At 54.7% G+C, this 17,945-nt stretch carries 18 protein-coding genes; 10 read left to right on the forward strand and 8 right to left on the reverse strand.

Going from position 1 to position 17,945, the window contains the following annotated elements; all coding sequences use genetic code 11:
- Nucleotides 1-3: 3 nt before the first annotated feature.
- Nucleotides 4-1,002 (reverse strand): MBL fold metallo-hydrolase, encoded by a 999-nt coding sequence (locus O5O45_RS22215; protein ID WP_305901521.1) that lies wholly within the window; start codon nt 1,000-1,002, stop codon nt 4-6.
- A gap of 87 nt (nt 1,003-1,089) precedes the next feature.
- Nucleotides 1,090-1,953 (reverse strand): acyl-CoA thioesterase II, encoded by an 864-nt coding sequence (gene tesB / locus O5O45_RS22220; protein ID WP_305901522.1) that lies wholly within the window; start codon nt 1,951-1,953, stop codon nt 1,090-1,092.
- A gap of 237 nt (nt 1,954-2,190) precedes the next feature.
- On the opposite strand from tesB, the gene O5O45_RS22225 reads away from it, so the two are divergent.
- The 3 genes from O5O45_RS22225 to rimK all read left to right on the forward strand — a co-directional run bounded on the left by O5O45_RS22225 (nt 2,191) and on the right by rimK (nt 5,095).
- A complete protein-coding gene (locus O5O45_RS22225) occupies nt 2,191-2,427 on the forward strand; it encodes a cysteine-rich CWC family protein (RefSeq protein ID WP_305901523.1) in 237 nt (78 codons plus the stop codon).
- 249 nt (nt 2,428-2,676) lie between these two features.
- Nucleotides 2,677-4,161: an OmpA family protein gene (locus O5O45_RS22230; RefSeq protein WP_305901524.1), complete on the forward strand. Its 1,485-nt coding sequence runs from the start codon at nt 2,677-2,679 to the stop codon at nt 4,159-4,161.
- A gap of 22 nt (nt 4,162-4,183) precedes the next feature.
- Nucleotides 4,184-5,095: a 30S ribosomal protein S6--L-glutamate ligase gene (gene rimK, locus O5O45_RS22235; protein ID WP_305901525.1), complete on the forward strand. Its 912-nt coding sequence runs from the start codon at nt 4,184-4,186 to the stop codon at nt 5,093-5,095.
- 17 nt (nt 5,096-5,112) lie between these two features.
- Here rimK and O5O45_RS22240 read toward each other — a convergent pair whose 3' ends face one another.
- Together O5O45_RS22240 and rd are read right to left on the reverse strand one after the other, a co-directional pair.
- Nucleotides 5,113-6,273, reverse strand: a complete 1,161-nt coding sequence (locus O5O45_RS22240; RefSeq protein ID WP_305901526.1) for an NAD(P)/FAD-dependent oxidoreductase — start codon at nt 6,271-6,273, stop codon at nt 5,113-5,115.
- A 52-nt stretch (nt 6,274-6,325) separates the two neighbouring features.
- Entirely contained in the window at nt 6,326-6,493 is a 168-nt protein-coding gene (gene rd, locus O5O45_RS22245; protein WP_011394749.1) for a rubredoxin, read from the reverse strand.
- A 235-nt stretch (nt 6,494-6,728) separates the two neighbouring features.
- Here rd and O5O45_RS22250 point away from each other — a divergent pair, with 235 nt between their 5' ends.
- The 5 genes from O5O45_RS22250 (at nt 6,729) to phoR (ending at nt 12,485) form a co-directional block, all read left to right on the forward strand.
- Nucleotides 6,729-7,286 carry a hypoxanthine-guanine phosphoribosyltransferase gene (locus O5O45_RS22250; protein ID WP_305901527.1) on the forward strand — a complete coding sequence of 186 codons (558 nt, stop codon included), beginning with the start codon at nt 6,729-6,731 and terminating at the stop codon, nt 7,284-7,286.
- A gap of 57 nt (nt 7,287-7,343) precedes the next feature.
- A complete protein-coding gene (locus O5O45_RS22255; RefSeq protein ID WP_305901528.1) occupies nt 7,344-9,317 on the forward strand; it encodes a monovalent cation:proton antiporter family protein in 1,974 nt (657 codons plus the stop codon).
- A 49-nt stretch (nt 9,318-9,366) separates the two neighbouring features.
- Nucleotides 9,367-10,269, forward strand: coding sequence for a 4-hydroxybenzoate octaprenyltransferase (ubiA, locus tag O5O45_RS22260; RefSeq protein WP_305906238.1), 903 nt, complete (start codon nt 9,367-9,369; stop codon nt 10,267-10,269).
- Between the two features lie 138 nt (nt 10,270-10,407).
- On the forward strand, nt 10,408-11,100 hold the full coding sequence (gene phoB, locus O5O45_RS22265) for a phosphate regulon transcriptional regulator PhoB (RefSeq protein WP_011394745.1): 693 nt from the start codon (nt 10,408-10,410) through the stop codon (nt 11,098-11,100).
- A gap of 56 nt (nt 11,101-11,156) precedes the next feature.
- On the forward strand, nt 11,157-12,485 hold the full coding sequence (gene phoR / locus O5O45_RS22270; RefSeq protein ID WP_305901529.1) for a phosphate regulon sensor histidine kinase PhoR: 1,329 nt from the start codon (nt 11,157-11,159) through the stop codon (nt 12,483-12,485).
- A 6-nt stretch (nt 12,486-12,491) separates the two neighbouring features.
- Here the strand turns inward: phoR and O5O45_RS22275 are convergent, their stop codons facing one another.
- The 3 genes from O5O45_RS22275 to O5O45_RS22285 all read right to left on the reverse strand — a co-directional run bounded on the left by O5O45_RS22275 (nt 12,492) and on the right by O5O45_RS22285 (nt 15,127).
- A complete protein-coding gene (locus tag O5O45_RS22275) occupies nt 12,492-13,370 on the reverse strand; it encodes a response regulator (protein WP_305901530.1) in 879 nt (292 codons plus the stop codon).
- Between the two features lie 115 nt (nt 13,371-13,485).
- Nucleotides 13,486-14,259: a sulfate transporter CysZ gene (cysZ, locus tag O5O45_RS22280; RefSeq protein ID WP_305901531.1), complete on the reverse strand. Its 774-nt coding sequence runs from the start codon at nt 14,257-14,259 to the stop codon at nt 13,486-13,488.
- 52 nt (nt 14,260-14,311) lie between these two features.
- Nucleotides 14,312-15,127, reverse strand: coding sequence for a hypothetical protein (locus O5O45_RS22285; protein WP_305901532.1), 816 nt, complete (start codon nt 15,125-15,127; stop codon nt 14,312-14,314).
- 27 nt (nt 15,128-15,154) lie between these two features.
- Between O5O45_RS22285 and O5O45_RS22290 the strand changes: the two genes are divergently transcribed.
- Nucleotides 15,155-15,553 carry a VanZ family protein gene (locus tag O5O45_RS22290; protein WP_305901533.1) on the forward strand — a complete coding sequence of 133 codons (399 nt, stop codon included), beginning with the start codon at nt 15,155-15,157 and terminating at the stop codon, nt 15,551-15,553.
- 475 nt (nt 15,554-16,028) lie between these two features.
- On the opposite strand, the gene O5O45_RS22295 is transcribed toward O5O45_RS22290, so the two are convergent.
- A complete protein-coding gene (locus tag O5O45_RS22295; protein ID WP_305901534.1) occupies nt 16,029-16,703 on the reverse strand; it encodes a class I SAM-dependent methyltransferase in 675 nt (224 codons plus the stop codon).
- A gap of 364 nt (nt 16,704-17,067) precedes the next feature.
- Here O5O45_RS22295 and O5O45_RS22300 point away from each other — a divergent pair, with 364 nt between their 5' ends.
- Nucleotides 17,068-17,886, forward strand: a complete 819-nt coding sequence (locus O5O45_RS22300) for a mechanosensitive ion channel family protein (RefSeq protein ID WP_305901535.1) — start codon at nt 17,068-17,070, stop codon at nt 17,884-17,886.
- The last annotated feature ends 59 nt before the right edge of the window (nt 17,887-17,945 follow it).

The following is a 17,945-nucleotide window of genomic DNA, read 5'->3' on the forward strand; positions in this document are numbered from 1 at the left end:
CGGTTACAGCGCAGATATCGCGCGGCTTTCGCCGATTTTCATAACTCGTCTCTGCGGCCCGGAGCCAGGGGCCAGAAAACGCTCTTTAGGTTCCCAGAACGGTTCAGTGGTCAACCGCACCGTGCCCCAGTGCATTCCCACCAGTTGCGCCGCTTTCAGGTCTTTGCCCATTGAAACCGCCTCTTCCGGACTGGCGTGAACCCCTGCGAAAACTTCCCGCGGCGCATAGGCGCCGATAGGCACAAGGGCGATATCATAAGGCCCGGTCAGCTCGCCAATGCGTTTAAATTCATCGCCATATCCGGTATCGCCAGCGAAGAAACACTTAACGCCCCCGCCCTCTATAGCGAAGCTCGCCCACAAGGTCTGATCCGCATCCCAGAGCGAACGTCCGGAAAAGTGATAGGCAGGGAGCGCGGTGTAGAGCACGCCTTGAATACGGCAGCTTTGATACCAGTCCAGCTCGACGACCTTGCGATACCCCAAGCGGATAAAATCCGCGCGTAACCCTAAAGTTGTCACCACCTGCACGTTTTCTTTGTTCTTCAGCCGCGCCAGCGTGGGCGCGTCAAAATGGTCATAGTGATTATGGGACATGACGATGACGTCGACATCCAGGTCTTCAATCTGCAATGGCGACGCCACTAGGCGCTTGGGGCCGCTGAACTGCAGGGGCGAGGCGCGCGCTCCCAGAAACGGGTCCGTCAGTATTCTCTGATCCCCCAGACGCAGATAGAAACAGGACTGCCCCAACCAAGTCAGACTTTGCTCCGCCTGCACCGCCGCTAACTCCGCAATCGCCGCATCACGATGCAGGCAATGATCGTGAGTGGCGCGCACCGGGTCATTGCCATGCCGGAACAGCTCCCACAGGACTTTCGCCATCTCCGAGGAATGCCGGCCGTCATGATGCCCTCCTGGCGGAGACCGGAAGCGACCGCCTACATGGTGGGGTCGGTTGCGGTACGCGTGGGGAACATCCAGATCCAGTATTTTGGTCATGCGCCAGTCTCTCAGTGATAATAGAAGTCTTACGCCCTCGAATTCTCCGGAGGCGTTTTGCGTTACGAATGAAGCATACTCTAAGGCTCAATCCGTGCGTTGACGAATCAGCGCCTCCTGCGCGGTGGAAGCCACCAGCCGACCAGAGCGATCATAGATCAACCCTCGATTAAAGCCGCGTCCATGGGAGGCGCTAGGACTATCCATCGCGTATAGCAACCAGTCATCCACACGAAAGTCGCGATGAAACCAGACGGCGTGATCCAGGCTCGCCACCTGCATGCCGCGTTGGAAAAAAGAAACCCCATGTGGATGCAGGCTGGTTCCCAATAGTCCGAAATCCGATGCATAAGCCAATACGCAATGATGCCAGCGCGCGCCCTCGGGCATATCGCGCACCGCACGGAACCAATTGTACTTTTTCGGTTCCTGCTTCTCGGGATTCAAAGGGTTCACCGGATTCAACGGACGAATCTCTATCGGCCGCTCACGGGTCAACTGTTCACGGCGGCTTTCAGGAATCAGATCCTTGAAGCGACGGCGCATCTCCAATTCCGATACGATGTCTTCCGGCCCGACCACGTCGACCATCGGCTCCTGATGCTCAAACCCCTGTTCAGGCGTCTGGAACGAGACCATGAGAGTAAGTATTTCCTTACCATGCTGGCGAGCGGCGACACGTCTGGCGCTGAAGGAACGACCGTCACGAATCGGCGTCACCTCATAAATAATGTCATGGTCAGGATCGCCGGCGCGCAGGAAATAAGCGTGCAGGCTATGGGCGACCCGTGTCTCATCGACAGTACGGTAGGCCGCCATCAAAGCCTGACCGACGACCTGCCCGCCAAATACATTTTTAAACCCCAGGTCTTCGCTTGAGCCCTGAAACAGGCAATCATCAAGCGCACGCAACTGCAACAAATCCAACAGTTTCTGGACTACATCGTTCATCTTGCTTTCCTGTTTGAGTAAGTCATAAAACTTTAACTGACCGCCGGCCAGCAGTAAATCAACCCGCTTTCCTGGACGGCTTGCGTCAGATTTCAAATACCCCTAACCTAAAACAGGCCGCCTTTAGTGCAGGCGCCCCGTCCTTATATTGACTTGGAAGTCGTCTAAGTATAAAAAGCAGCCCGCAGCTATCGGGCTGGCTAACGATCCAAACTACAGCTTCCGGAGACCGGCAAAGTGAAAAACGCCGTCAATATCGCCTTTCCCGACCCCGCTTATTCGCATGCCTGTCCGGGCTGCGGTCGTCCTGCTCAATGCGATCTGGAGAAAGGTAAATCCACATGCTGGTGCTTTTCCCTCCCTCCTTCGGGACTGACCTCCGAGTTATTCACGGAAGGCGCGAAGTGTTATTGCAGAAGCTGTCTGAACGAGCGCCTGAAAGCCAAACAAAGCGAGACGGATGCGGCTGGCTGAGCTTCATTGAAGTGCGTCTGCGCCGCATTCCTCAGCACGGGCGAGCCTTGCCCCTTCCGTGAACAATCGATGAATCGGAATATAATGATAATCCAGGTTTGGTAAACTTTGGCCCGGCGTCATTTTGAGCTAGTATGCCAGCCAAATAACGTACAACAGAACGACATAAGAAAAGTTCAACTGGGGAAGGCAGATAGACTCTGCATCCGGCCTTATCGCCGCCTCAAATCAAACACGGACTACCGAATAATGTTTATTTCCAAAAAGCTATATCGTCTCTTCACCGCCTCCTCCCTGGCCCTGGCTATCACAGCCTGCAGCAGCACGCCGGTATTGAAGCAGGAGCCCGCCGCTGTTTCTTTGGATGAGGCGAAGCAGCTATACGCCCAAATGGAAACCGCGCGCGACAACGATGTGCACCTGTATGCGCCGGACGCTTATGGAAAAGCCGTGGAAGCCTATAATGAAGCGCTGGATCTTTCCCGCAGCAAACCAACAGTCGCCGCCGCCAAAGCCCAGGCCGGCCTGACCTACGCCGCCCAGGCGGAAAAGCAGGCGGACGCCGCCCGCGGAAAGCTGCAAGCCATTGAGAACGCCCGTCAGGCGGCGATAGCTGCGAGCGGAGAAGAGCTGCTCGGAGAGGAGTTCGCGTCCGCCGACAAGCAACTGCGCGATATCGCCGCGCAGCTGGAGAAGCAGCCAGGCGCTGACAACAGCAAGGCCCAGACCGCCCTCGCAGGCGTATACCGGGATATCGAACTGCGCTCACTGAAACTGGACGTGACAGGCAAAGCCCGCAAGGCGATCGAACAGGCGCGCAAAGAGGATATCGACGACCGGGCCCCCAAAACCCTGCGGGTAGCGGAAGAAGAGATGTTGCTGGCCCTGTCTACACTGGAAAATGACCGCACCCAGCAGGAAAAGGCCCGTCGCCACGCCAACAGCGCCCTGACCCAAGTACAACACGCCCGCGTCATCGCAGCTCAGGCCGCAGAATTCGACGCCAGGGACGCCAGCCTGGAAGATATTTTACTCTGGCATGAAGCCAGACTGGCCGAGGCCGTGCAGCCTGTCGTTCCAGAAATCCCTTTCGAGAAAGGGCCTGCGCAGGTCAAAGAATCTATCAACGAGGCTCTGAACAGACTGCAGCAGGAAAAGCTGACCCTGCGTCACGCTCTGGCGGAAGCGGAAGTCCGCGAGGTCCAAAGCGCCGCCAATCTGGAAACGATGAAGCAGGAAATGGAGCAAAAGCTGTTGGCGGTCCAGTTGGAGACCGACGCCGCCAAACGCGCCAGCGAAGAAATTCAACGCCGTTTTGAATTCGTGCAGGAGCTGTTCACCCTGACGGAAGCAGACGTTTACCGGCAGAACGCCAATGTGCTGATCCGCGCGCACGGCTTCAAATTCGCTTCCGGTTCCAGCGAAGTGCAACGTGACAACGTCACCCTGCTGAACAAGATCATCGACGCAATTGAAGCCTTCCCCAATTGCAAAATTCGCATTTCCGGTCATACTGACAACCGCGGCGACCGGGCCCTGAACCAGTCTCTTTCTGAGAAGCGCGCCAGCAACGTCGCCAAGTTCCTCGCCAATGTCGGCAGCATAGATTCCAGCCGGATAGAAGCAGAAGGCTTCGGAGCATCCCGTCCGGTGGCGAACAATGACACCAAAGAAGGGCGCGCTGCTAATCGCAGGGTTGAAGTGCTGATTATCAACGACGCCAATCTACCTTAGTTCAATATTTCCTTGGTAACTTATGAAAATAGCCATTTTGTCGCGCAATCCTTCCCTTTATTCCACCTCACGTTTAAAGGAGGCAGGTGAAAAAAGGGGGCATGAGGTGCATGTCATCGACACACTGCGTTGTTACATGAACATGGCGACCCACAAACCCACCATCCATTACCAGGGTCAGGTGCTGGAAGGGTTTGACGCCATCATTCCCCGGATCGGCGCATCCATCACTTTCTACGGCACGGCGGTGTTGCGCCAGTTTGAAATGATGGGAGTTTTTCCGCTGAATGAGTCCGTGGCCATCTCACGCGCACGCGACAAATTGCGCTCTTTGCAATTGCTCTCACGCAAAGGCGTGGGTATGCCGGTCACCGGATTCGCCCACTCCCCTGACGACATTCGCGATCTGATTTCCATGGTCGGCGGCGCGCCGCTGGTCATCAAGTTGCTGGAAGGTACGCAAGGCATTGGCGTGGTGCTGGCGGAAACCCGCAAAGCGGCGGAAAGCGTTATCGAAGCCTTTATGGGCCTGAAAGCCAACATCCTGGTGCAGGAATTCATCAAGGAAGCGGGCGGCGCCGATATCCGTTGCTTCGTCGTCGGCGATAAAGTCGTCGCCGCCATGAAGAGGCAGGCGCAGCCGGGCGAGTTTCGCTCCAACCTGCACCGTGGCGGCCAGGCGTCCGTGATCAAGATTACCCCTGAGGAGCGCTCCACCGCGGTAAGAGCCGCCCGCGTCATGGGCTTGAACGTAGCCGGCGTCGACTTGCTGCGCTCCAACCATGGACCATTGGTCATGGAGGTTAACTCTTCACCGGGTCTGGAAGGTATTGAAAAGGCGACCGGAAAGGATATCGCCGGTTTGATTTACGCCTTTATCGAGAAGAAGATTCAGGAGAATAAATCCAGCACCCGCACCAAAGGTCAGGGCTGAGATGACAAGGGCCCCATTCAGTCGTTATGAATGGGGTCCAGTTGCTGGGCCAGCTTCTGTTTTTCCATCACATACGCACCGGTTAGCGCAAACCCTTCCAATACGCCCTTAGCATTGATGAACAGAGCTTTGACGTCACAGTCGCCGGATTGCTCCACTTGCCAATCCCCTTCTGCGCCAACGGGAGGCGGAGCCACCACCACCGGACAAGCGGGCGTTTTTACCACTACCGGCATCACCCCATAACTGACCTTGGTCGGCTCGCCCGCCAAGCTCTTCGCCAGCGCCTTCGCGCAAGCCATCAAAGGCAGTACATACAAGAGCACATGCCCGTCCACTTCCGCGCAATCTCCTAATGCATAGATATCCGCCGCACTGGTGCGCATTTCCCTATCCACCACAATACCTCGGTTAACCTGAAGGCCGGCGTGTTTGGCGAGAACCGTCCGCGGCCGCAGTCCTACGGCGGACAACACAATATCCGCCTGAACTTTAACGCCATTGTCCAACGTCAACTCCACGCCATCGCCAGCATCCTCCACCGCTGTCGCCACTTGCCCTAAATGGAATACCGCACCCTGGTCCTGCAAGCCTTTCACCACCGCATCGCCAGCGGCCTTCGGCAGCATCCCCGGCAGCGCAGTATCGGAAGGCGCAATCAGCTCCACCTCATAGCCGCCCTGCAAAAGGTCGTTGGCGAACTCACAACCGATCAAGCCGGCGCCGAGAATCGCGACTCTCTTTTTGCCTTGCAAGGCATCCCGAATGCGGCGGTAATCCATTAAGTCATTAACCGCGAAAACCTTGCCGGCGCCGGAACCGGGGATATCCAGATGAATCAGATCCGCGCCCCAGGCCAGCACCAGTTTGCTGTACTCCACCGCCTCATCCCCGATATGCAAACGATGGCCTTCCGGGTCCAACGCCGTCACCGTGGCGAACGTGCGCACTTCGATATTCAATTGCTCCGCCATCTTGCCGGGATCCGCCATGGACAGTTGATCCGCAGTTTTGGCTTTAGCGAAGCCCGTGGAAAGCATCGGCTTGGAGTAAGAGTGGCCGTCGTCCGCTGTCAGCATCAGCACCGGCGCGTCTTTGCTGAGTTTGCGGAACTCACGAGCCAGCGTGTAGCCGGCGAGACCGGTTCCGATAATGACGATGGGCGCAGTATCCGGCATGACGTATCCTTTAATGTTTCCAGTAGAGAGTTGAGCTGGCTTGGAGAGCGGATTAACCGATTTGAATCATTTCAAAGTCTTCTTTGCCGACGCCGCAGTCTGGGCAAATCCAGTCTTCCGGCACATCTTCCCAGCGGGTTCCGGGAGCGATACCGTCTTCGGGCCAGCCTTCCGCCTCATCATAAATGTATCCGCACACCACACATTGCCATTTACGCATCACAGTACCCTATTCAAATTTGTCAAAAAAGCCGCAAAGAGCTTCTTATTTATGGTAAAACGCCTGATTCACAGTGTGTGCATTTATAAGGTTCCGGCAGGCATTGATCAAGTCATTCCGGGGCTAAATCGTTATACTAGGCTTTGTTGAGACGCCAGCGTCGCCAACAAACCCTGTAACTTTTATAGATTCTTAGAACATTTATCATCACAACGGTAACTCTCAGGTAATTCCAATGTCCCATAATATGGAAAACATGCAGCAGGTATTTCAGGAAGCAGACCGCCTATTTGACGAAGCACAGGTTGACCAGGCTATTGAACGTCTGGCCCAGGAAATCACGGCGCAGCTGAAAGACAGCAACCCTTTGGTGTATTGCGTGATGACCGGCGGCGTCGTGTTTGCAGGCAAGCTGCTTCCCAAGCTGCGCTTTCCGCTGGAAGTCAGTTATATTCACGCCACCCGCTATAACAACCAGACCAGCGGCGGCGGTCTGAGATGGAAAGTGGAGCCGGCGGAAAGCCTGGAAGGGCGTACGGTCCTGATTCTTGACGATATCCTCGACGAAGGCGCCACCCTGCACGCCATCTGCGACTACTGCCAAGACAAGCAGCCGGAGAAAGTTTACACCGCGGTGCTGGTGGATAAGCAACATGAACGCAAAGTCTATCCTGGCCAGAAGTGCGACTTCACCGGCCTGGAAGTCGCTGACCGCTACATATTCGGTTATGGCATGGACTACAAAGGCTACTGGCGCAATGCACCCGGCATCTACGCCGTAAAAGGCCTTTAAGCCAAGCCCGCCCGCTAAACCAATTCACTAACAGGCGATGTTGGTTCCTTACCTCTTATGCATGAAGCTAATCTGAGTCAGTTTTTGGTGCTGATAACCGCGGCGGTCGTCGTATCGTCGCTGTTCCGGCGCATGAACATTCCCTCTGTCCTGGCTTACCTCGCGGTGGGTCTTGGGGTCGGCCCCACTGCTTTGGGGTGGGTGGACGACGTGGAAACGATCCAGGTGCTGGCGGAGTTCGGCGTTGTATTTCTGCTGTTCTCCCTGGGACTGGAGTTCTCTCTGGCCAAAATGATTGCTTTACGCAAGGTGGTGTTCAACCTGGGCGGTTGGCAGGTGGCGGTGAGCAGTCTGGTGATTTTCGGCATCGCCCGGCTATTCAAAGCCAGTACGGAAGAGGCCATTATCATCGCCGGCGCCCTGGCGCTGTCCTCCACAGCGGTGGTCAGCAAAGAGCTGGTGCAGCGCAATGAACTGGGGCAGCCTCACGGCGTGATGTCGATGGGGGTGCTGCTGTTTCAGGATCTGGCGGCGGTTATCTTTTTGATTCTGGTCCCCTTCCTGGCGGGCGGCTCAGACAGTTCCCTGGCGGCGGCCCTCGCCATCACCCTCGGCAAAGGCGCTCTTTTATTCGCGCTGATGCTGGCGATTGGTAAATACCTGCTGCCGTTTATTTTCACGGAAGTCGCCAAGTCCCACTCGGAAGAGCTCTTCGTTCTGACCGTGCTGATGGTGTCCCTGCTGGCGGCGGCGTTAACGCACAGCTTCGGGCTATCCATGGCGCTGGGCGCGTTCATCGCCGGCATGATGCTGTCGGAGACCCACTACAAACATCAGATTGAGGCGGACATCCGTCCTTTCCGCGACCTTCTGCTGGGCCTGTTTTTTATCAGCGTGGGCATGATCGTGGACTTCCAGGAAGTGCTCGCCAACTGGCCCTGGATTCTCCTTATCACCGCGATGCTCCTGCTGGCCAAAGCGACGCTGATCGGCGCCCTCGCCTATCGTCACCAGAAAGACAAGGCCGTAGCGCTGAAGACCGGGCTTTATCTGGCCCAGGGCGGCGAATTCGGTTTCGCCCTGTTCGCACTGGGCGAGAAATTCCAGCTGATATCCAAACAAGCCGGCGCGGTGGTGATCACCACCGTCATTCTAAGCATCTCCCTGACGCCCTGGCTGATGAATCTGGCGCGCTACCTCAGCGCACGCTTCCCCTCAGATAAAGGTCAGAGCGTCGCCCAGACCCGCGTGGAAGCGTTGACCGACGCCTGTTCCGAATTGGAAGGACACGCCATTGTCTGCGGTTTCGGTCGGGTCGGACAAACCGTCGCCCGCTTCATGCGCCGCAGCAATTTGCCCATGACCGCCGTGGACAAAGACCCTGTAAGGGTAAAAGAGGCCGCGGCCGCTGGTGAACCTGTGCACTACGGCGACTCCGAACGTCTGGATATTCTCAAGGCGCTGGGTCTGGAGCGCGCGCGGCTGCTGATCATTACCTATGCCGATGTGGACAAGAGCCTGGCGGTCATTCGCAAAGTCCGCTCCACCGGCTCCAATGTGCCTATCCTGGTGCGCACGGCGGATGATTCCAAAATGCCGTTGCTACTGGAAGCAGGAGCAACGGAGATCGTACCGGAGACGCTGGAGGCCAGCTTGATGTTGGTGACTCAAGTGCTTACTCTTATGGGCGCGCCGGCCAGGAAGATTCATCGTCAAATTGAGGAAGTGCGCCGTAGCCGCTACAAAATGCTACACGGTTATTACCCGGGTATTAACTCCCAGTTGGTAGGCGCCGACGGTACGCCGCTGGAAAAACTGCATGCGCTGACGCTGCCGGATGGCGCTTACAGCTGCCATCGCTCTCTGGGGCAAATGAAGCTGGCGGCCTGTAATGTCGACAGTATTCGGCGCGGAGATGAGGAGTTCTTCGACCCCTCCGGCGATTTTATTCTGCAGCCCGGCGATACGCTGATTCTGCATGGTTCGGCGGATCAGGTCGAACAGGCGGAAAACAAGTTGCTGGGCGGCTGAACTTGAACGCAGTTGCAAACCATATACTAGATCAGGATTCTGTTTGGCTATGAAATCCCAAGGGCGTCCACTTCCATCCCTGGCGGAGCAAATCAAGGCGAAATTGCCGGTTTATATCGATCTCACGCGACTGAACCGTCCTATCGGAACTTACCTGTTGCTCTGGCCAACGCTTTGGGCGCTATGGCTGGCCTCAGAGGGCGCCCCCTCCATCAAGAACCTGTTCATCTTTGTCGTCGGCGTTCTGCTTATGCGCTCTGCTGGTTGCGTCATCAACGACTACGCCGACCGCCGTATAGACATGCACGTCGAGCGTACAAAAGGCCGTCCATTTGCGCAGAACCGGGTGACGGAAAAAGAGGCTCTCACCTTGTTCGGCGTTCTGGTTGGCGTTTCTTTCATACTGGTGCTGTTCACCAACGCCCTGACGATTTATCTTTCCGCTGGAGCGCTGGCGCTGGCATCTACTTACCCCTTCATGAAGCGCCATACTTACCTGCCCCAGGTCGTACTGGGCGCGGCCTTCGCCTGGGGCATCCCCATGGCTTTCGCCGCAGAACTGGACGCTGTGCCGCAGCAGGCATGGCTGCTGTATACCGCAACGGTGGTATGGACCGTCGCCTATGACACCATGTACGCCATGGCGGATCGGGAAGACGACCTCAAAATCGGGGTGAAGTCCACCGCCATTCTATTTGGAGAGGCTGATCGCGCCGCGGTGGCGGGCCTGCAGGTATTGACGCTGGGCATCCTGTTCATGGTTGGCGCGCAATACGAACTGGGCGTTTACTACCAAGTTTCTCTGATCGTCGCCGCCGTGCTGTTTGTATATCAACAGCACCTGATTCGCGACCGCAGTTCCCAGCACTGTTTCAAGGCGTTCCTTAACAATCACTGGGTCGGCGCCGCCGTATTTCTTGGCCTGGCGCTGGAGTTTGTCTTCCGTCTCTAAGCCCGTCCCGCCTTGCTTTCAGCCCGACCGAGAGCGGCCGGGCTCATTTCCATCACATTAATTAAGCGCCTGTCATATACTTGTAACAAAACGCCGTTGTAATAATTCGGCAATCGAGTATTCAAAAAGGTGTTTTGCATGGCAAGCAAACAAGTTCTCATTGTGGACGATGAGCCCGCCATCCGGGAAATGATCGCAGTCGCTCTGGAAATGGCTGACTATGACTATCTGGAGGCCGGGGATGCGCGGGAAGCGCATGCGCTGATCATTGATCAGAAGCCGGACCTCATACTGCTGGACTGGATGCTTCCCGGCGTCAGCGGCATTGAATTCGCACGCCGATTAAAGCGTGACCAAAACACCTCGGAAATCCCTCTCATCATGCTCACCGCCAAAACCGAAGAGGACAACAAAGTCCAGGGTCTGGAAGTGGGCGCGGACGATTACATCACCAAGCCATTCTCCCCCAGAGAACTGGTTGCGCGCCTGAAAGCGGTGCTGCGTCGCACCGCCGTACAAGGTATGGAGACCCCCATTGAAGTCGAAGGGCTGCGCCTCGATCCAGTGTGCCACCGCGTCACCGCCAAGGGCGATGCGCTCAACATGGGCCCCACGGAATACAAGCTCCTGCAGTTCTTTATGACCCATCAAGAACGGGTGTATACTCGCGGGCAGCTTCTGGATCAGGTATGGGGCGGCAACGTCTACGTGGAAGAACGCACGGTGGACGTGCATATTCGACGTTTACGCAAAGCACTGGAGCCCAGTCATCATCATCTGGTTCAAACCGTGCGTGGGACGGGCTATCGCTTTTCGACCCGAGCGCCATAAGCGCCGCGATCCGTCTTAAAAAATAAATAATTCCAAAAGAAGTATTCATAAAACGCATGCGCAATCACTGGCGTCATTATGTACGGCTACTGGTTTACAGTTTGCTGGGCTGTATCGTTGTCGGCCTTATTATCGGTTCGGTGGCCTGGGCGCTGGTGTTCGGTCTCACCGCCTATCTTGGTTGGACGCTCACCCAGGCGTTTCGCATGCACCGCTGGCTGTATCAGGCGAAAATGGAAGACCCTCCCGAGAGCCGTGGACTGTGGGGAGATCTGTTCGACGGGATTCATCGTCTTCAGGTTCAGCACTATCGCTCACGCGATCGCCTCCAAGCCATGATCGACCGCATCCAGGAGTCCACCAACGCCCTCAAAGACGCCGTCGTCATGACCAACAGCGAAGGCGCCATGGACTGGTGGAACCAATCCGCAGAGAAATTACTGGGCTTCAAGTACCCGACCGACCGGGGTCAGCTGATTTACAACCTGATCCGCACCCCCATTTTTAAACGCTATTTCACCTCCAAGAAATACCAGGAGCCGTTGATCCTCAACGCTCCCAATAATCCCAACTTGAAGTTACAGTTTCATATCACGTTGTTCGGGGAAGACGATCGTCTGCTATTGGTGCAGGACGTGACGCGCTTGTACCGCCTGGAAGAAATGCGACGCGACTTCGTTTCTAACGTATCGCATGAGCTACGTACGCCATTGACGGTCATATCCGGCTATCTGGAGACCCTCATTGACAACGCTGACGAATTGCCTCCGCGCTGGAATCGCGCCTTGAATCAGATGCAGCAACAAGCGCAGCGTATGGAAGCCTTGGTCAATGATTTACTGCTGTTGTCCCGCATTGAGAACGATGGCTCCAACTTCAAAGCTACATTGGTGGATGTAGACAGCATGTTGCGCGCCATTTGCGACGACGCACGCGCCCTGAGCCAGGAAAAAGGCCACCGCATAGAGCTGAGTCTGGATAGCCCAGCAGGACTTACCGGCAACGAAACGCAATTACACAGCGCCTTTTCCAATATCATTATGAATGCAGTGAAATACACACCTCCCAATGGCGAGATTCGGGTGCGCTGGTTCGAGGATAAGAAAGGCGTGCATTTCGCCGTAAGGGACAGCGGCATCGGCATCGATCCCCTGCATATTCCCAGACTGACGGAACGTTTTTACCGGGCTGACCCTTCAAGGGCTGCAGACACCGGCGGCACAGGCCTGGGACTTGCAATCGTCAAGCACGTCCTGATCAATCATGATGGCGAGCTGGAAATCACCAGCCACATCGGCGAAGGCAGCACCTTTACCTGCCATTTCCCGCGCAGTCGCATGGCTTCTGCGGAGGCGTTGGCGGAAGCCGAAGATGTCAGAGATTAAGCAGGTTTAGAATTTGGCGATAAACTTGGACAGCGACGCCATCTTATCCGGGTCTTCATCCACAAACCGAATAACGATGCTGATAAAGTCAGTGTCCACCCGCTTCTCCACCGCCTGCAGCATGTGCACGTAGCCGTTGATCCGCTCCAGAGTTTCGCCATCGTCGACTTCTATATCCACCACGGCAGGATCAAGAATCATCGGGAACTTCTGCCCCCGCTTGGCGACCACCTTTACTTCGGTCAGAGTAATGGCCTTTATCACACAGGGCAGGTTGAACTCAGCAAAACGAATCTGCGCCAGCGCTTTTTTGCCTGACGTTGCGTCCGGCGTTGATTTTCTGGGCGATGCGGAACCGCCAGTCAGCAAGGCTGCACTATCAGCAAACGGGCCTGGCGTTACGGCCGGAGCCGAGGCCTGCTTGGCGCTGTCAGACGCTTGCATCAGTACGGAAGCGGAATCAGAGCCCGAACGGGCGGAAGAGGATTTTTCACCAGCAGCGCGTTTAAGCTTGGCGGCCAATTGCTTGTTGACTTTCTGCGCCAGCATTTCGGGACTGAAGGGTTTACCCAGATAATCGGAAACGCCGCTTTGCACCGCCTCCACCACATGGCCTCTATCGCCACGGCTGGTCACCATTACGAAGGGGGTTTTCTTGTAGGCGTCTTGTCCACGCGCCCACTGCAACAACTCCAGTCCTGACATTTCCGGCATTTCCCAGTCGCACAGGATGAGATCATAGTGCGTCTTATTCATCAGGATCTGCGCTTTTTTCCCGTTGATGGCTTCTTCCACCGTCACCTGAGGAAAATAGGTTCGCATCGCCCGCTTGACCATATCACGGACGAAACTCGCATCATCAACCACTAACACCTTTAAAGCCATGTCAGAGCTACACTTTCCGTTAATCACATAACTATAAGGCTAGCACTGTCTGACAAATTTCCCACTTTATTCAGTGCTTAAGCGGCGACGTGGCCATCACGCCGCCGCAACGGGATCACCTCACCGCTACTCCAGCGCCAGAAGCGGGATTCGCTTTGGGTAATTGACCATGTTCTTCCAACCAGAATTTAACGCCGCCGGCGACCGCCGCCTGCATGGACACCAAGTTCACGATGGGAATCAGGGTGCTGCCCCAAACGCCTAAGCCGAAGCCCAGCGTCCGACTGCGACGTTCGCGCATGAAACGAATCACGTCATCAATCTTGCGCTTGTTGTTGTCCGCAGGATAGTCCACAAACTCAAGCGCCATGATCCATGAGGAGAATACCGCCCAAAGCACCGGCGACGCCAAGTTCACCACAGGGATGAAGCTCAGCAATAATAGCCCCAGCGCACGAGGAAGATAATAAAGAAACTTCTTGATCTCACGCCAAACACTGGCGGGAATATTCATGATCACTTGTTTCCAAGGGGTCTCTTCATCCACCTCTTTACCGGTCAGCAACTTCTGCGTCTGTTCCGCCAACAAACCATAGAACGGTGCGCCAACCAGTGTGGCGACAAACACAAAGGTGTAAAACACCAGTACGCCCACCAGAATGGCGAAAACCAGCCATACCAACCAGCGTAAGAAAGATAACCAGTCGGGTAGCCAGCTGACCATGGCGTCCACCCAGCCGGAGAAGTAAGCGCTCATGCCCCAGATGAAGCCCACAAATACCAATATATTGATTATCAAAGGGATAATGACAAAGACCCGCAGTTTGGGATGCTGAATCAGGCGAAACCCTTCCAGCAGGTCGTTAAAACCTTTAGCGAATAATTTCACGCTCTTTTCCTTTCTGCCTCATACAAAAAAATAGTGAGAGCCGCCGTAGAACTTAATTTAAAGGCTCCGCGTTAAGGCGAAACCGGGACGCGCTCATTTTCATTTGAAAAGTCCGCAATTGACGGTAGCGCATATCCACCTGAAGCAGTTGCGTCAACGCATCTCGTAGTTCAGGGTCCACGGCGCAGCCGAATATGATCGCAGATATGGCGTTGGAGGGAAACTTACAAAGGGACAATGCCTCACCATCCCATTGTATTTGCTTCTGTCCCGTATCTAACGGGCGCAACAAGCGCCATTCCCCCTCCCCGGCAAACTCTGTGGCGCATTGGAACAAAGGACTGAAACCGAATGCGCCAGTCTGCGGCCTTTCGTCACAATATTCGACTTTTTTAAACGTTTGCGGGCTGCCTTGGTAGTGTCCTTCCATCAGTCCCGCTTTACCGGAGTCTATCTCCAGTGCGACGCCACGGTGGCGATCTCCTTGAAAGCGCCATAACGCAACGCTTTCAACTGACTCAAACAGACTAATCACGCCCAATGAAAGCATAAAACGGGGGCTGAGAAACAAAGGCTCGCTCGCTGCGCCCTGCAATAAAATAGCTTCGATTTCCTTGCGTTTATGCTTGGCCTGCTGCAGATAATACTCGAAGGTGACCAGGCTGCTCAGCTCCTCGGGAAGCGCGTCATATTGCCTCTTTACTTCCGCCATGAACTTCGCTTGAGTGATATCCCTGACCGGAGCGGCCGCCAAGGGCAGTTCTGGACTCAGAAAAGGATCGTGCAAGCCGGCCAGCCCACGCAGGGGCAATTTTCCCTCTCTCAAGATGGTAATGCTCAGCTTGTCGGCGTACAGATATAATTTCATGTTTTGATGCCTAGGAAGCGCTTTCCCATGTTCAGTTCGTCTCAATTATATAAAAGCTTGATCGTTCTTGGAGGTCATTGGTCTGCTCGTGTCGCCTTCTACTTACTGATGGTGATAGGGCTGATCATTGCGCTCACTCCCAACGAGTACACGCCACTGGGAACGGTTAACGATAAAATACGGCATGCGTTTTCTTTCGCTGCAATGAGCGGCATGGCCATGTGGAGTCACCGTAATAGCCAGGTCTTTCATGTTTTTATCGCTATGACTTGCTATGGCCTGCTCATTGAAGGCCTGCAAAGCTTGATTCCCTACCGGGACGGCAGCTTTGGAGATATTGTGGCCAATACGATCGGCATTGCGATTGGCGCGTTCCTGGCGAACTGGCTGATAGTCTCCGTCCGTCCCCCCAAGGCCTCCTACTGAAACCGCCCTCAAGGATTTCCCGATAAGCAGGCTTCTACAGAAAATGCACTAATGTATTAGTAGTAAGAAATAAGCCCGAAAGTTTGTAAGAAATATCTCACAAAGCCGTAGGAAATTAGCGAAAGTTACTGTAATCATTACGGATTTACTTGCTGAGACATTTCATAACATATTGTTTTATATGAATTTCCAAAAACAAGCTTGGTTAAGCGGCGCACTCGCTCTTGATGATTGTCACAAAAACGTCATTCGGCCCGAGGTATATTTACAACCGTCAGGGCAGACAAGGAAATGGAATCCAGCCAGGATGGTTTCTTCGCAGGAAGCGAAGGGAAGCAAGGATAGGGAGTGATGCTTGAGGGAATTTTTGGAGTTAATCCAGGAATAAAACAGGACAAAGTTGGCGCATAGGATGGCGCTTTACCAAGGAACGGCGGATAGGAATCCAAAACCTATTCCAAATGAGGCGACCTGATTAGTCGCCTTTTTTTTCGCTTGGGATATGGCGCCCACTCTCATAAATTCTCACCTCATTAAACTCTTCAAATTCATTAAGGTCTGGGAACGTTCTGCCGGATGCTGTCTTCTTCAGCTCATATCCAGGAGCCGCCAGATTACGCACCCGTGAATCCGCCAGCAGCACTTTCGACGCTTTATCGCGCCACTCAGGCAGCCATTGCAGGTTCTCCCTATCATAGAGAACATCCGCCGCAGTGATCACGTCAGGCTTGTCGGCAGGCGGCAATGTCTCACACACCGTCACCCATACTCCATTCAGCCTCGCATTCTCTATTGTCGCCACTTGCGCCGCCGCATCCAAATCACACGCCAAAACGTCGGCAGCCCCTGCGAGAGCCGCTGCGATCGCCACTACACCAGATCCGGCCCCAATATCCCAAACCGTTTTCCCCTTCACTACCTCAGGATGATCAAGGATATAACGCGCCAATACCTGACCGCTGGCCCAGCAAAAACTCCAGTAAGCCGGCTCGGCGACGACGGCCTGGGCCTCATCGTGGGAGAGAGGCCCTTCCATCACCTCAGGGTCGAATAAATACAGACGGATTTCAGGAATAAGGGACGGCGCGGCCAGCCGCAGAGCGCTGCGAGGCAAAGTGCGTTGCAGCAAAGGCAGTAATCGATTCAACATAAGAAGTTAATCCGCTACTGAAAGCAGGTTATCGAATTAGACGAAAATTTCGGGAAATAACAGCAATTATGTCACATAAAATAGCGAAACTGCGGAAATCCGGTTAAAGAAACGTTTCGTATTCCTTACTTTAAAACTTGCGTCAGAATTTCGTCACACCTACGGAAATGCACCTATTGCGCGGCTAAGCCCGGGATTCTGCGTGTAAAAGCGCTTGGCAGAGCGCCGGCTTCTGCTAGACTAGCGCTGTCTGGCTTCAATGTCCGCACGTTCGCCGTCATCTTTTGCACTGCAAAAACCAACCTCACCTATCCCAGGTGGCGAGCGCTGACGCATAAGAACTAAAACCGCTAAGGAGTCTTCAATGGAGAACCTAGATCAGTATTTAGATAAAGCTGTCGAGCTGGTGATGGAATACGCGCCGCAATTGTTGCTAGCCATCATTACACTCGCAGTAGGTATGTGGCTGATCAATAAAGCGCTCAAATTCACCGACGATCGTTTGCAGAAAAAATTTGATCCGACCCTCACCAAGTTTGTTCACAGCCTTGCGTCGGTTGCCCTCAAGGCGATGTTGCTCGTCAGCGTGGCGCAAATGGTGGGCATTGAAACGACTTCCTTTATCGCGGTTTTAGGCGCCGCCGGTCTGGCTATCGGCCTGGCTCTACAGGGTAACCTGTCGAACTTCGCCAGCGGCATTATGATCCTGGTGTTTAAGCCTTTTAAGGTTGGCGATGTGATAGACGGTGCCGGCTATATCGGTACGGTCAGGGAAATCCAGATCTTCACGACGATTTTGATGACCCCCGACAATCGCCGGGTCATTATTCCCAACTCCAATCTGGCCAATAACCCATTGATCAACATCGCAGCGGAAGCAACCAGACGTGTGGACATGGTATTCGGCATCAGCTACGGCGACGACATCGACAAAGCGAAAAATATAATTAAATCCATGCTGGAAGCCGATTCACGTGTGTTGAAAGACCCCGCTCCCGTTATCGCCGTGCTGGCGCTGGCGGACAGCTCCGTAAATCTCGCCGTACGCCCTTGGGTCGCCACTGCGGATTATTGGCAGCTGTATTTCGACATGCATGAGAATGTGAAGAAGCGCTTCGACGAAGAAGGCATCACCATTCCGTTCCCACAAAGGGATGTCCACATTTATCAAGAAACTCAATAACTCCCTTAATCCCTTTTATTTTTGGAAAGTTCCCCCGGACCGGCCAGGTCCGGGAATAG

It is taken from the genome of Hahella sp. HNIBRBA332 (assembly GCF_030719035.1).
Taxonomy (GTDB): Bacteria; Pseudomonadota; Gammaproteobacteria; order Pseudomonadales; family Oleiphilaceae; genus Hahella.